This is a genomic window from Rhizobium sp. YIM 134829, from assembly GCF_046546455.1.
The window spans coordinates 207,906-222,394 of record NZ_JBKHKI010000001.1 but is presented as its reverse complement, the minus strand read 5'-3'; the positions used below and the strand labels follow the sequence as shown (position 1 = coordinate 222,394).

The 14,489-nt window shown below is 67.2% G+C and carries 9 protein-coding genes; 5 read left to right on the top strand and 4 right to left on the bottom strand.

The window, feature by feature from the left end; genetic code table 11:
* Positions 1-93: 93 nt before the first annotated feature.
* Positions 94-789: an HAD family hydrolase gene (locus ACLE20_RS01085; protein ID WP_410938403.1), complete on the bottom strand. Its 696-nt coding sequence runs from the start codon at positions 787-789 to the stop codon at positions 94-96.
* Between the two features lie 203 nt (positions 790-992).
* Here ACLE20_RS01085 and ACLE20_RS01080 point away from each other — a divergent pair, with 203 nt between their 5' ends.
* Positions 993-2,135 (top strand): site-specific DNA-methyltransferase, encoded by a 1,143-nt coding sequence (locus ACLE20_RS01080; protein ID WP_410938402.1) that lies wholly within the window; start codon positions 993-995, stop codon positions 2,133-2,135.
* Between the two features lie 725 nt (positions 2,136-2,860).
* Here the strand turns inward: ACLE20_RS01080 and ACLE20_RS01075 are convergent.
* From ACLE20_RS01075 to mutY, 3 genes are all read right to left on the bottom strand, one after another.
* Complete coding sequence (locus ACLE20_RS01075) at positions 2,861-3,895, bottom strand: calcium-binding protein (RefSeq protein WP_410938401.1); 1,035 nt, start codon at positions 3,893-3,895, stop codon at positions 2,861-2,863.
* A 205-nt stretch (positions 3,896-4,100) separates the two neighbouring features.
* Complete coding sequence (locus ACLE20_RS01070; RefSeq protein WP_410938400.1) at positions 4,101-4,715, bottom strand: HAD family hydrolase; 615 nt, start codon at positions 4,713-4,715, stop codon at positions 4,101-4,103.
* On the bottom strand, positions 4,712-5,854 hold the full coding sequence (gene mutY / locus ACLE20_RS01065; RefSeq protein ID WP_410939104.1) for an A/G-specific adenine glycosylase: 1,143 nt from the start codon (positions 5,852-5,854) through the stop codon (positions 4,712-4,714). Before mutY ends, ACLE20_RS01070 begins: the two co-directional genes overlap by 4 nt.
* 133 nt (positions 5,855-5,987) lie before the next feature.
* On the opposite strand from mutY, the gene ACLE20_RS01060 reads away from it, so the two are divergent.
* From ACLE20_RS01060 to ppdK, 4 genes are all read left to right on the top strand, one after another.
* On the top strand, positions 5,988-6,494 hold the full coding sequence (locus tag ACLE20_RS01060) for a DUF721 domain-containing protein (RefSeq protein WP_410938399.1): 507 nt from the start codon (positions 5,988-5,990) through the stop codon (positions 6,492-6,494).
* A gap of 168 nt (positions 6,495-6,662) precedes the next feature.
* Positions 6,663-7,502: a DsbA family protein gene (locus tag ACLE20_RS01055; RefSeq protein ID WP_410938398.1), complete on the top strand. Its 840-nt coding sequence runs from the start codon at positions 6,663-6,665 to the stop codon at positions 7,500-7,502.
* Positions 7,503-8,177: 675 nt separating this feature from the next.
* Positions 8,178-11,642 carry a chromosome segregation protein SMC gene (smc, locus tag ACLE20_RS01050; RefSeq protein ID WP_410938397.1) on the top strand — a complete coding sequence of 1,155 codons (3,465 nt, stop codon included), beginning with the start codon at positions 8,178-8,180 and terminating at the stop codon, positions 11,640-11,642.
* 177 nt (positions 11,643-11,819) lie between these two features.
* Complete coding sequence (gene ppdK / locus ACLE20_RS01045; protein WP_410938396.1) at positions 11,820-14,486, top strand: pyruvate, phosphate dikinase; 2,667 nt, start codon at positions 11,820-11,822, stop codon at positions 14,484-14,486.
* Positions 14,487-14,489 lie beyond the last annotated feature (3 nt).

The following is a 14,489-nucleotide window of genomic DNA, read 5'->3' as shown; positions in this document are numbered from 1 at the left end:
GGTCGCGTCAGTCGTCTCGGACGGCTCTTGAAATGTCAGCCCGGCCGAGACGAGGATGGTCATACGCGCAGTATGAACAGTCTTTACGCTACCTCACGCACTCAGCGACCCCGACCATTCCGACAGCGCCTCGATGGTGGCGGGGAGGGCTGTCATGCGGGAGATGACGGTTTCGGCGCCGGCTTCGGTGAGCGCGTCCGCGTGCGAGGGGTAGCTGTGCGAGGCGCCGGTGAAGCCGATGACGCGCATGCCGGCCGCGCGCGCGGCGTGGACGCCGTGGACGGAATCCTCCACCACCAGCACCGCCTCTGGCGCCACGCCCATCTGGGCCGCACCGTGCAAAAAGATGTCGGGTTTGGGCTTCACCCGGTCGGGCCCGAGATCTCGGGCCGAGAAGATGTTCTTGCCGAACACCGCCTTGATGCCGACCATGGTCAGCATCTTGTCGAGGCGTTCCGAGGTCGAATTGGAGCAGACGCATTTGCGCAGCCGGATCTGCGACAGCGCCGCTTTCACGCCCTCGACGATCTTAAGGTCCGCATCGAGCCGGGCTTCCAGCACCGCCTGCTGCTTGGAGAGAAGGCTGGCTGAGAGCGGGATCGTGGCCTCTTTCTCGACCGCCAGCAGCGTGTTCTGCCAGGTCATCCCGGCAAAGCGCTCGGCCATCTCCTCCGTGCTGATCGGATAGCCGGCCTCGGTCAGAAGCGCTGCCTCCACCTCCGCGGCGATGATCTCGGAATCGACGAGCACGCCGTCGCAGTCGAAGATGATGAGCTCGATCTCGGTCATGTCGGCCGGTTTCCATTCCCGTTTCAGGTCTGCCGCGGCTCTATACCGTTCTGCCCGCCGGGACAACCGTCGGCCATGCATGGCTGCCGCCCATGCGGCCCAGAAAATGAGACGGCAGGCCCGCGCCTTCACGCTTTGCTAACCAAGATCGGTAACCATAACGCTCAGTAAATTGTTCGAGTCCAGCGTAGAGCGAGTATCAGATGGCCCTTGTTTCCCCGCATGCAGACGTCCGTTCTCCAGTTCGTCCCGAGACCCGGCCTGGCAGCTGGCTCGACACCATCATGAAGGGGGATTGCGTCGCCGCACTCGAGCGGCTTCCGGACAACTCGGTCGATGTGGTCTTCGCCGATCCGCCGTATAATCTCCAGCTCGGCGGCGCGCTGACCCGCCCGGACCAGAGCCAGGTCGACGCTGTCGACGATGCCTGGGACCAGTTCGCCTCCTTCGAAGCCTATGATGCCTTCACCCGCGCCTGGCTGCTCGCCTGCCGCCGGGTGCTGAAGCCCACCGGCACGCTCTGGGTCATCGGCTCCTACCACAACATCTTCCGCGTCGGCGCCACGCTGCAGGACCTGAACTTCTGGATCCTCAACGATATCGTCTGGCGCAAGACCAACCCGATGCCGAACTTCAAGGGCCGGCGTTTCCAGAATGCGCATGAGACGCTGATCTGGGCGAGCCCGGATCCGAAGGCCAAGGGCTACACCTTCAATTACGATGCGATGAAGGCTGCCAATGACGATGTGCAGATGCGCTCGGACTGGCTGTTCCCGATCTGCACCGGACATGAGCGGCTGAAGGACGCGGCCGGCGACAAGGTGCACCCGACGCAGAAGCCGGAAGCGCTGCTCGCCCGCATCCTGATGGCCTCCACCAAGCCAGGCGATGTCGTGCTCGATCCCTTCTTCGGTTCCGGGACCACCGGCGCGGTCGCCAAGCGCCTCGGCCGGCATTTCGTCGGCATCGAGCGCGAACAGACCTATATCGACGCGGCCCAGGCCCGCATCGATGCGGTCGAGCCGCTCGGCGGCGCGACGCTCTCCGTGCTCACCGGCAAGCGCGCCGAGCCGCGCATCGCCTTCAACGTGCTCGTCGAAAGCGGGCTCATCAAGCCCGGCACCGTGCTCACCGATGCCCGCCGCCGCCACAGCGCCATCGTGCGCGCCGATGGCACGTTGGTCTCCGGCACCGACGCCGGCTCCATTCACCGGCTCGGTGCCAAGTTGCAGGGGCTCGATGCCTGCAATGGCTGGACCTTCTGGCATTACGAGGCCAAGGGCGCGCTGAAGCCGATCGACGACCTGCGCAGCCAGATCCGCGCCGAACTCGCCAAGCTCGCCTGAGGGCCAGGCTCGACCCCTTCCTGAAAGAGACCCTCCAGTCTCGCGCGGCCGGTGTTTCCCTGCACTGGCCGCATTTTTGCGTGGAAGAAGACCCTCTCTGGGCTGCCGCCCGTCTCCCCCACAAGGGCCCACAAGGGGGGAGAGACCGTGGGGCGCGCTCCCCACAAGAAAGAAGGCGTCACCGGGAGGAGAGGTCTTGGGCTGGGCCGGCTCGAGGGGAAGCCGGCCTCTGCCGAGCCGTTCCCGGAGCGCCGCGACTATAGTGCCGTATCGATAGGGAGCGAGCGGCCGCGGCTAGGTCTCTCCCCCCTTGTGGGGGAGATCGCCGGCAGCTGAGAGGGGACTTGGCCGAGGGGGACGTAGCCAAAAGGGTAATCGGGCTGAGGGCGAGGCCCCAGCGCCGCTGTGCACAGAGCCGCATCGGCCGTCGCAGCTTAACAAAAGCTTTACCAGCGGCGGCATAGCGTCGCCTGGCTCTGGCGTCGATCAACCGGCGCCTGGGCTCCGCGCCGCCTTAAATGACGGTGCCGTGTTTGACCTTGCGGTCGGATGCGGCGCGACACCGCCACCCTTGTCCCTGCCATGGGCGCGGTCCGCCCGTCGCTCTCATCGTTGGCCGGTCCATGTACCTTCAGTCCCGGCAAACGAGAAACGCCCGGAAGCGACAAGCTTCCGGGCGTTTAGCCGTGTTCTCTGATCTTCGATCAGAAGATGAGGCGCTTCGCTTAAAGCACGAAGTCCGAATCGAACATCTTGGTGACGCCGGTCAGCTTGATTTCGAAGTCGGCCCGACCATCGCCGTTCACGTCGCCCTGCAGGACGCCGTTCGAGAAGCGCAGTTCGCCGGCTTCCTTGGTAAAACGGCCGCTGCCGATGAAGTCGAAGTCCTGGTTGCCGCCGCGCGTGGTGTTGGCATCGATGCCGGAGAGATCGACCAGATCGTCTTCCGAAGCGCGGAAGTCATCGATGACGTCACGGTTCTTGCCGACCACCGATTCACGGATGCTGTCGAAGATGAAGACGTCGGCGCCCTTGCCGCCTTCGAGATAGTCGGAGCCGAGGCCGCCGATCAGATCGTCGAGACCGTTGCCGCCATAGAGATCATCATTGCCGTTGCCGCCATAAAGGTCGTCATTGCCGGCACGCCCGTCGAGCAGGTCGCTGCCATTTTCGCCGCGCAGGACGTTGCGGGCCGAGCTGCCATAGATGTCGTCGGCACTGTCGGTGCCCGTGGCGTTCTCGATCGAGACGAGGTCTTCGATCTGGTCGTCATTGATGATGGCCTCGCCGGCTGCGAGATCGATCTCAACGCCCTGGCCGGCCTGGTCGTCATCCTCGTCCTGCAGGATGTAGCTGATCGTGTCGACGCCGGAGCCGCCATTGAAGAAGTTGTTGAAGCCGACCGAGCGGAAGGTGTCGTTGCCGGAGCCGCCGTAATACTCGCTCTGCTCGCTGTTGACCTCGAAGAGGTCGTTGCCGCCCTCGCCATTGACGACGTCATAGGCGTCGACGTCGGCAGCTCGGATGTCGGCAATATAGGTGTCGTTGCCGGCGCCGAGATCGATGTCGTTGTCGCCCTCGAAATAGTTGACCACCGTGTCGTTGCCGCTGCCGGCATCGACATAGTTGCCGCCGCCGAGGTCGTCCGTGCGGTTCAGGTAGATCGAGTCGTTGCCGCCATAGCCGTAGATTTCCACGGCGACGTCACTGCCCTGAACGATGCGGTCGTTGCCGTCGGTTCCGTCGATGATTGTTGCCATTGTCAGGCGTCCTTCCCTTAGTACGGTTCGCGACCGACAATGCCGCCATTGTGGTGAACGGTGTCTGAACCGAATGCGGCATTTCGGTGATATGTTTGAGGCAAGCTATGGCGCGCTTGATCAACGTCAAGGTTCGAAAAACCTAACGAAATGAATGCCTTTATGATGGGCATGCCGCAATTGCGTGCAGCTCTGGTCGCAGCGCCTAGACGGGAAGGCCGAGGGCGGCGAGGTCGCGGCGCAGCGTCTCGGGGTCGGTGAAATGCACCGCCTGCCAGCCGGCAGCGCGTGCGCCTTCGACATTGGCGAGGCTATCATCGATGAAGAGCGAGGCAGCGGGATCGAGCCCGAAGGCTGCGACATGGGTTTCGTAGATCTCGCGGTCCGGCTTGATCTGCCGCTTCTCGCCGGAGACGGTGACGCCGCGCGGCCAGGCGAGGAAGGGGAACTTCTGCTGCGCCTCGCGGAACGTGTCTTCGGCAAAATTGGTCAGCATGGTCACGTCGCAACCGGCGTCGATCAGCTCCCGCATGATCGCGACCGTGCCTTCATAGGCATGCGGCACCATCTCGTTCCAGTGCTTTCGGAAGGCGCGGATGTTCTCGGCATGGTCCGGCCAGTCTGCAATGAGATGCGCTTCGGCGTCAGCCCAGCTGCGGCCGCGGTCCTGCTCGAGGTTCCAGTCATGGGTGCAGATCGTGTTGAAGAACCAGGCGCGCTCGGTCTCGTCGGGAATGATGCGGCTGAAGGGAATGTTGGGGTCGTAATGGATCAGGACGCGTCCGATATCGAAAACGACGTGGCGGATCGGGGTGGTCATGCGGTCATATCCTTCCGTTTTGCTCTGGCGCCCGAAGCGCCCTTCTTTCCATCGGCCAGGCCAGGCTCGGCGGTGGCGATCACCTTCTTCATCACCGTCGGCAGCGCCTCGTCCATTAGGCTCGATCGCGGCTGCCACCAGCCATTGCCGAGCCGGCTGTCCGGCGTGGCGATCTCGGCGCGGTAGACGGCGAGCCGCAGTTCGAAATGGGTGAAGACATGGACCACCGCGCCAGCCTCATGCCAATCGGCCGGGAACGGCGCGTCGGAGAGCGGTTCGGCCTGCGGCGCGCTTGTCCAGTCGCTGCCGGGCACCTCCGTCATGCCCCCGAGCAGGCCGGTCTCGGCACGCTTGCGCAGATAGACGGCGCCATCGGGAGCAATCGCCACATAGGCGGTGCCGTAGCGCACCGGCTTGGCCTTCTTCGCCAGTTTCAAGGGAAAGCGCTCCGGCATGCCGGCCTTGTAGGCGGCGCAGAGCGCGTTCAGCGGACAGAGGGCGCAGACCGGCTTGCGTGGCGTGCAGATTGTTGCGCCGAGATCCATCATCGCCTGGGCGAAATCGCCCGGCCGATCCGTAGGCGTCAAGGAGACGACGACGCGGCGGATGGCCGGTCGGGACGCCGGCAGCGGCGTCTCGATCGCCTCGATGCGCGAGATCACCCGCTCGACATTGCCGTCGACCACGGCGCTCGGCTGGTTGAAGGCAATCGCCGCCACGGCCGCCGCCGTATAGGCGCCGATGCCGGGCAGAGCGCGCAGACCCTCTTCCGTCCCGGGGAAACGGCCGCCATGGTCGCGCGCCACCGCCTCGGCGCATTTCTTAAGGTTGCGGGCGCGGGCATAGTAGCCAAGACCCGCCCAGGCCTTCATCACCGCGTCCGTCTCGGCTGCGGCGAGATCCTCGACCCGCGGCCAGCGGGCGAGAAATGCCTCGAAATAGGGTTTGACCGCCTGCACGGTCGTCTGTTGCAGCATCACCTCGGACAGCCAGACGCGATAGGGATCGGCCCGCTCGCCGGCAGCCGCCATCGGCGGCGTGATCCGCCAGGGCAGACGCCTGTGGCTGCGATCATACCAGGCGAGCAGCAGGGCGGCGGGGTTCGGCGGCACGTCGGCCGCGGGGGTCTGGCTGGGCATCATGGTCCGGACATGCTAACAGATCCTCTTGTGGCCGAGATCGCCGCCCGCTTCAAGCGGCTTGGCGGCGGGCCCGGGGCGGGCCGATGCGAATGGCAGCGAGCGGACCCCAAGGCAGAGCGGACAGGCGGCGATGAAGGCGGGCAAGACGGGCCGAAAGGGCGTGGTGCAGATCAGCGAGGTCGCCAATGCGTTGGTCGATCCGGTGCTGGCGCGCCGTGCCGGCATCGACACCATGCTGCTCGGCTCCTGGGACGAGATCGCCGGCGAGGCCTTTGCCGATTGCTCGCGGCCGGAAAAGATCGCCTGGCCGCGGCGCGGCGCGGAGATGGCGGGCGAGGGGGAGAACCGGCCCGGCACGCTGACGGTCGCCTGCGAGGGGGCCCGCGCCCTGTTCCTTGCCCATGCCGAGGGCGAGCTGATCGCCCGCATCAACGCCTTTTTCGGCTTCCCCGCCATCGGCCGCATCCGCATCGTCCAGAAGCCCGTCGCGCCGATCGTTCGCCGCCGGCCGCCCGCGCGGGCGCTGACGGGCGAGCCGGCGCGCAAGCTGGCCGACATGGTGTCGGGCATCGAGGACGACCGGCTGAAGGCCGCGCTGGCACGGCTCGGCACGGCGGTGCTGTCGGCGCGTCGCTAGAGACGCGCCCACCCGCCACGCGGTCCTTCTGCAAGGGAGCTCACTGGCAAAAAGGTCACAATTCTTTGAACCTCTTGGCAGTGCGGACCCTTGCCGCCCTCAAAGAGGCGGGATATCGCAGGGGCCGACAGTCTCGTCCTCGCCTTTGAACACGCGAACAGGTGATCAATGCCCTATTCCGGAAAGCGCCTCATGCCCCGTCTCCTTACCGGCGCCGCCATTGCCGTGCTCGCCTTCGGCCTTGCCGCCTGCAGCGACGAGAAGGAGAGCGCCAAGTCCGCAGCGCCGGCCGATGCGACAACCACCGCATCCACACCCGCCACTTCGACCCCGGCCACTTCGACTCCGGCTACCTCGACACCCGCGACGTCAACATCGGCCGCCGGCACTGCCGCGCCCGCCACCGAGGTTGCCCAGGCGGCTGCCCCGGCTGCGGCAGTCGAACTGCCGAAGTCGGATGGCGAGGTGGAACTCTCTGCCCTGATGGCGCCGGGCGCCCTGCCTGAACAGGCGATCGGCAAGGCCGATGCCCCGGTGACCGTCGTCGAATACATGTCGATGACCTGCCCGCACTGCGCGCATTTCCACAACACCTCTTTCGAGGCGATCAAGCAGAAATATGTCGACAGCGGCAAGGTGCGCTTCGTCCTGCGTGAGTTCCCCTTCGATCCGCGGGCGGCGGCGGCCTTCATGCTGGCGCGCTGCGCGCCGGAGGGCCAGTATTTCCCGATGGTCTCCATGCTCTTCAAGCAGCAGCAGACCTGGGCCACCGCCCAGAACGGCCGCGATGCGCTGCTCCAGATGTCCAAGCTCGCCGGTTTTACACAGGAGAGCTTCGAGGCCTGCTTGACGAACCAGAAGCTTCTGGATGATGTGAATGCCGTAATGCAGAAGGGCGCCAAGGATTTCGGCGTCTCCGCCACCCCGACGTTCTTCATCAACGGCAAGCGCTATTCCGGAGACATGTCGGTTGACACCATGTCGGCCCTTATCGACCCGCTGCTCTGACCGCTCTGGCGCCCGCCGCAAGGCTGGATGCCCCTATTCGCACGACCTTCAGACTCCGCCCGCGCGCCGACGGCGCCGGGCCGGAGTCCCCCTCTGGGCTGCCGCCCATCTCCCCCACAAGGGGGGAGAGACCCGGAGGCCGGGCGCTCGCTCCCCGTTGATGGTCCAGGGAGAAGCTTGGTCTCCCAGCACACTGGTTTTTAACGCAAACAGAGACGTCGCCCCCAGCGCCCTCCCCCCTTGTGAGGGAGATGCCGGCAGGCAGAGGGGGACTTGGGCTCGGCGTTCACAGCGGTGGGAGAATTCGCGCATACTGGGCGGAAAGACCCCGACTGGCCTGCAAGCCATCTCCGCCACAAGGGGGAAGAGACCGTGGGGCGAGGGCCTGCCCCTTGCTGAGTTCAATATTCGAGGTCGGTCTGGCGGGTGCGGTCGGCAAGACCCCCTCTGGGCTGCCGCCCATCTCCCCCACAAGGGGGGAGAGCCCGGGGGGCGGGCCGCTCGGTCCCCCTCGAATGTCGGCGGCGATCCGACGTCTCTCAGACCGACACTGCTAAATACGGGGAGAGACGTCGCCCCCAGCCCTCTCCCCCCTTGTGGGGGAGATGCCGGCAGGCAGAGGGGGACTTTCTCTGCACGCGCCGGCCTCGCCACGTCACGCGCCCGGTTGCGGCGATGAGGTTTACCAAGCTCCGCCTTGTCGGCTTCAAATCCTTCGTCGAACCCGCCGAATTCGTCATCGAGCGCGGCCTGACCGGTGTCGTCGGGCCGAATGGCTGCGGCAAGTCGAACCTGGTCGAGGCCCTGCGCTGGGTGATGGGGGAGAACTCCTACAAGAACATGCGCGCCTCCGGCATGGACGACGTGATCTTTTCGGGCTCCGGCAATCGCCCGGCCCGCAACACGGCCGAGGTCGGTCTGCATCTCGACAATTCCGACCGCACGGCGCCGGCCGGATTCAATGATGCCGACGAGATCCAGGTGACGCGGCGCATCGAGCGCGAGAACGGCTCGGTCTATCGCATCAATGGCAAGGAGGCGCGGGCGAAGGACGTGCAGCTGCTCTTTGCCGATGCTTCGACCGGCGCGCGCTCGCCGTCCATGGTCGGTCAGGGGCGGATCGGCGAGCTGATCGCCGCCAAGCCGCAGGCCCGCCGGCAGCTCTTGGAAGAAGCAGCCGGGATCTCCGGCCTCCATTCGCGCCGGCACGAGGCAGAGCTCCGGCTGCGCGGCGCCGAGACCAATCTCGAGCGGCTCGAGGACGTCATCACCGCGCTCGAAAGCCAGATCGAAAGCCTCAAACGCCAGTCTCGCCAGGCCAACCGCTTCAAGATGCTCTCGGCCGAGATCCGTGCCCATGAGGCCATGCTGCTGCACCTGCGCTGGTCCCAGGCGAAGCAGACGGAGGGTGAAGCCGACAGCCTGCTCAACCGGGAGACCAATCTGGTCGCCGAGCGCGCCCAGGCGCAGATGGAAGCGGCCAAGGCCCAGGCCGTCGAGGGGTTGCGCCTGCCGCAGCTGCGCGACGAAGAGGCGCGCGCCGCCGCCGCCCTGCAGCGTCTGCAGATCGCCCGCACCCAGCTCGACGAGGATATGAACCGGACGCTTCGCCGCCGCGACGAGCTCAGCCGCAGGCTGGCCCAGCTCGCCGACGATCTGGCGCGCGAGGAGCGGCTGACGCGCGAGAATGCCGATCTTCTTGCCCGGCTCGATCAGGAGGACGAGGCGCTGCGCGAGGAGGCCGGCGAGGCGGTGGAGCGCGGCGAAGAGGCGCGCGAGCGCCAGGCCGAGGCGACCGACCGGCTTGCTTCGAGCGAGCGCGCGCTCGCCGCCATCACCGCCGAGCGGGCCGAGGCCCAGGCTGCGCGCAGCCAGCTGGAGCGGCTGATCCGCGACCTGACCGACCGCCGCCAGCGCTTGAGCCGCCAGCAGGCCGAGCAGCGGGCGGCCCTCGATGCGCTCGACCGCGACCTTGCCGCTCTGCCGGACAGCGAAAGCCGCCGCGAGGCGGTGGAGGCAGCGGAGGGCGAGCTGGAGCGGCTGGACACCGAAAGCACCGAGGCGGAGGCCGCGCTGGCCGCCGCCCGTGCTGCCGAAGCGGAGGCGCGCGGGCCGGTCCAGGCCGCTCGCTCCACGCTCAATGCGCTGGAAACGGAGGCCCGCACCATCCGCCGCATGCTGGAGGCCGCAACCGGGACCGGCGGCGCGGCACCGGTCGTCGATGCAATGAGGGTCGAGCGCGGCTACGAAGCCCTGCTCGGTGCAGCCCTGGGGGACGATCTCGATAGCCCGCTCGACGAAACGGCGCCGCAGCACTGGCGCATGCCGGGTGAGGCCGCGGCCGATCCCGCCTTGCCGGGCGAGGCCATCGCGCTTGCCCGCCTCGTCGAGGCGCCGACGGAGCTTGCCCGCCGGCTGGCGCAGATCGGCATCGTGGCGGATCAGGAGACGGCCAAGCTGCTGCTGCCATCGCTCCGCCCCGGCCAGAGCCTGGTGACCCGCCAGGGGGCCGTCTGGCGCTGGGACGGCCACGTCACCGGCGCCGATGCGCCGAGTGCCGCGACGCTGCGCCTCGAACAACGCAACCGCCTGACCGAGCTCGATACGGCGATCGAGGAGGCGCTGGAAACGCTGGAGGCGGCCGAGGCCGAGCATGGGCGAACGGTGGCGGTGATCGCTGCCCGCGAAGAGCGCCTGCGCAGTCTGCGCGAGACAGAGCGCCAGGCCCAGCGCCGCCTCGGCGAAGCGCGAGAGGCGCTAGCCGCCGCCGAGCGGGCTTCCGGCGAACTGCTGCGACGCCGCGCCGTCGCGGCCGAGGCGGCGAGCCAGGTGGAGAGCCAGGCGGAGGAAGCGGCCGAGGCACTGGAGGAGGCCGAGACCGCACTCGCCGATGCGCCGGATACCGGCGCGCTCGATCAAAGGCTGGCGGAGGCAACGACCCTCGTTGCGCAGGATCGGGCCGCGCTGGCGGAGGCCCGTGCCCTTGCGGACGGGCTCGCCCGCGAAGCCGATGCCCGCACGCGGCGCCTTGCGGCCATCGCCGCCGAAAAGGCCAGCTGGCGTCAGCGCGCCGAGAATGCCGAGAGCCATATCGAAACGCTGCGCGAGCGCGAGGCCGAGGCACGCGAGGAGCTGGAGGAGCTTGCCGATGCGCCGGAGAGCTTCGAGGACCAGCGCCGCGAACTGATGAGCGCGCTCTCCAGGCTGGAGGCGGAGCGTCGCCAGGCGGCCGACCGTCTGGCCGAGGCTGAAACCCAGCAGCGCGATGCCGACCGGCGTGCCGCCGCGGCCCTGGCAGAGCTCGCCGAGGCGCGCGAGCGCCGGGGCCGGGCGGAGGAACGGCTGGTCTCCGCGCGCGAGAAGCGGCTGGAGATCGAGACCGCCATCCGCAACGCCCTTCAGGTCGCGCCGCACGAGGTGCTGCGCCTCACCGGCCGGGCGGCCGAGGCCGTGCCCGCCGATCCGCGGCAGGTGGAGCGCGAGCTTGACCGGCTGAAGATGGAGCGCGAGCGCCTCGGCGCCGTCAATCTGCGGGCCGAGGAGGAGCAGAAGGAGCTCTCCGACCGCCATGCCGGCATCATCCGCGAGCGTGAGGATGTGATCGACGCGATCCGCAAGCTGCGCAGCGCCATCCAGAGCCTGAACCGCGAGGGGCGCGAGCGGCTGCTCGCCGCCTTCGAGGTGGTCAATGCGCAGTTCCAGCGGCTTTTCACCCACCTCTTTGGCGGCGGCACGGCCGAGCTGCAGCTGATCGAGAGCGAGGACCCGCTCGATGCCGGCCTGGAAATCCTCGCCCGCCCGCCGGGCAAGAAGCCCCAGACCATGACGCTCCTCTCCGGCGGCGAGCAGGCGCTGACCGCCATGGCGCTGATCTTCGCCGTCTTCCTCACCAACCCCGCGCCGATCTGCGTGCTCGACGAGGTCGATGCGCCGCTCGACGACCACAATGTCGAGCGCTATTGCAATCTGATGGACGAGATGGCGGCCTCCACGGAAACGCGCTTCGTCATCATCACCCACAATCCGATCACCATGGCACGCATGAACCGGCTCTTCGGCGTGACCATGGCTGAACAGGGGGTGAGCCAGCTGGTCTCGGTGGATTTGCAAACGGCCGAACGCCTGCGTGAAGCCGGCTGAACCACCGCGTTTCCGCCGTTATTGCAGTGCAGCATCTCTCGAAGACCGGCAAATTGTCTCGCTGCGTCGCAGCATGTCGTTTGCGATGCACAAGAAATCTGGCCGGCCTGGTTCTCTCGCCTTAGCCGATGCTGTACATCGGAATGGGGGAGTGCAGTCGGGTGTGGAGGCCGGACGATGACCAAATGGGTCTATACTTTCGGCGGAACGGGCGCCGAGGGCGGTGCGGGCGATGTGGAGCGGCTGGGCGGCAAGGGCGCCAATCTGGCCGAGATGTGCATGCTCGGCCTGCCGGTGCCGCCGGGCTTCACCATCATCACCGAGGCCTGCAATGCCTATCTTTCGGCCGGACGCCAGATGCCTGGGTCGCTCAGGGGCCAGGTGGAGAAAGGCCTTGCCACCATTGAGACGATGACCGGCCGCCGCTTCGGCGATACGAGCCGGCCGCTGCTGCTCTCGGTGCGCTCGGGCGCCCGCGCCTCCATGCCGGGCATGATGGACACGGTGCTCAATCTCGGCCTCAATGATCAGACGGTCGAGGCGCTGGCGAGCGACAGCGGCGATGCCCGCTTTGCCGTCGACAGCTATCGCCGCTTCATCCAGATGTATGGCGATGTCGTCATGGGCATCGACCACGAGGTCTTTGCCGAGATCCTCGAGGACGAGAAGGCCCGCTTCGGCCATGAGCAGGAGACGGATTTCACCGCGGCCGAATGGCGCCACGCGATCGACCTCTACAAGGCGGCGATCGAGGAGGCGACGGGGGAAACCTTCCCGCAGGACCCGCATGTTCAGCTCTGGGGCGCGATCGGCGCCGTCTTCGCGAGCTGGATGAGCCCGCGCGCCAAGACCTACCGCATGCTGCACAACATTCCGGAAACGATCGGCACCGCCGTCAATGTCCAGACCATGGTCTTCGGCAATCTCGGCAACAGCTCGGCGACCGGGGTCGCTTTTACCCGCAACCCGTCCACCGGCGTGCGCGAGCTCTACGGCGAGTTCCTCGTCAATGCGCAAGGGGAGGATGTCGTGGCCGGCATCCGCACACCGCAGAACATCACCGAAGCCGCGCGCATCGCCTCGGGGAGCGAGAAGCCCTCGCTTGAAAAGGTGATGCCCGAGGCCTTCGAAGCGCTCTGCGCCATCTGCGACCGGCTGGAAGCCCACTACGGCGACATGCAGGACATCGAGTTCACCATCGAGCGCGGCACGCTCTGGATGCTGCAGACACGGGCCGGCAAGCGCACGGCGCGCGCCGCGATCAAGATCGCCGTCGACATGGCGGAAGAGCGGTTGATCAGCCGGCAGGAGGCGGTCTCGCGCATCGACCCCGCCACACTCGACCAGCTTTTGCACCCAACGATCGACCCCTCCGCCCGGCGCGACGTGATCGGCGCCGGCCTGCCGGCTTCGCCGGGTGCGGCGACGGGGGAGATCGTCTTCACCTCCGACGATGCGGTAACGGCCCGCAAGGAGGGCCGCGCCGTCATCCTGGTGCGCACCGAGACGAGCCCGGAAGACATTCATGGCATGCATGCCGCGGAAGGCATTCTCACCACCCGCGGCGGCATGACCAGCCATGCAGCGGTCGTGGCCCGCGGCATGGGCATCCCCTGCGTCTCCGGCGCCGGCAGCCTGCGCGTCGATCCGCGCCGCGAGGTTCTGATCGCCGGTGGCGAGACGCTGACGCGCGGCACGGTCATCACCATCGATGGCAGCTCCGGCCAGGTGCTGAAAGGCCGGGTGGCGATGATCCAGCCGGCGCTGTCGGGCGACTTCGGCAAGATCATGGCCTGGGCAGACCAGAGCCGACGCATGACCGTGCGCACCAATGCCGATACGCCGGCCGACGCGCGGGCCGCCCGCTCCTTCGGTGCCGAGGGCATCGGCCTCTGCCGCACCGAGCACATGTTCTTCGAGGGCGAGCGCATCAACGTCATGCGCGAGATGATCCTTGCCGAAGACGAGGCGGGCCGCCGCGCGGCGCTGAACAAGCTCCTGCCCATGCAGCGCTCGGACTTCGTCGAACTTTTCGCCATCATGCATGGCCTGCCGGTGACCATCCGCCTGCTCGATCCGCCGCTGCATGAATTCCTGCCGAAGTCGGAAGCCGAGATCGCCGAGGTGGCCGCCAATATGGGCATGGCGGCCAGCGATCTGCGCCAGCGGGTGGAGGCGCTGCACGAATTCAACCCCATGCTCGGCCATCGCGGCTGCCGGCTGGCGATTTCCTATCCGGAGATTGTCGAGATGCAGGCCCGGGCCATCTTCGAGGCGGCGCTGGAGGCGGCGCGCATCACCGGTGCGGCGGTCGTGCCTGAAATCATGGTGCCGCTGGTCGGGCTGAAGGCCGAGCTCGATTACGTGAAGGCGCGGATCGATGCGGTCGCCGCCGAGATCCTCACCGATGCCGGCCTGCCGATCGCCTATCTGGTCGGCACGATGATCGAGCTGCCGCGCGCCGCACTGCGCGCCCATGTCATCGCCGAATCCGCCGATTTCTTCTCCTTCGGCACCAACGACCTGACCCAGACCACCTTCGGCATCTCGCGCGATGATGCGGCCCGCTTCCTGCACACCTATCAGGTCAAGGGCATCGTCGAACGCGACCCCTTCGTATCGCTCGACTATGATGGCGTCGGTGAACTGATCCAGATCGCCGCCGAGCGCGGCCGGCGCACCAAGAACGGGCTGAAGCTCGGCATCTGCGGCGAACATGGCGGCGATCCCGCCTCGATCCGCTTCTGCGAGGAGACCGGGCTCGACTACGTCTCCTGCTCCCCCTTCCGCGTCCCCATCGCCCGCCTGGCCGCTGCCCAGGCCGCGATCAGCGGGCGGGGGTGAGGG

Coding starts and splice junctions, on each gene's coding strand:
- ACLE20_RS01085 (WP_410938403.1), bottom strand. CDS start 789: ATGACCGAGATCGAGCTCATCATCTTCGACTGCGACGGCGTGCTCGTC.
- ACLE20_RS01080 (WP_410938402.1), top strand. CDS start 993: ATGGCCCTTGTTTCCCCGCATGCAGACGTCCGTTCTCCAGTTCGTCCC.
- ACLE20_RS01075 (WP_410938401.1), bottom strand. CDS start 3,895: ATGGCAACAATCATCGACGGAACCGACGGCAACGACCGCATCGTTCAG.
- ACLE20_RS01070 (WP_410938400.1), bottom strand. CDS start 4,715: ATGACCACCCCGATCCGCCACGTCGTTTTCGATATCGGACGCGTCCTG.
- mutY (WP_410939104.1), bottom strand. CDS start 5,854: ATGCCCAGCCAGACCCCCGCGGCCGACGTGCCGCCGAACCCCGCCGCC.
- ACLE20_RS01060 (WP_410938399.1), top strand. CDS start 5,988: ATGAAGGCGGGCAAGACGGGCCGAAAGGGCGTGGTGCAGATCAGCGAG.
- ACLE20_RS01055 (WP_410938398.1), top strand. CDS start 6,663: ATGCCCTATTCCGGAAAGCGCCTCATGCCCCGTCTCCTTACCGGCGCC.
- smc (WP_410938397.1), top strand. CDS start 8,178: ATGAGGTTTACCAAGCTCCGCCTTGTCGGCTTCAAATCCTTCGTCGAA.
- ppdK (WP_410938396.1), top strand. CDS start 11,820: ATGACCAAATGGGTCTATACTTTCGGCGGAACGGGCGCCGAGGGCGGT.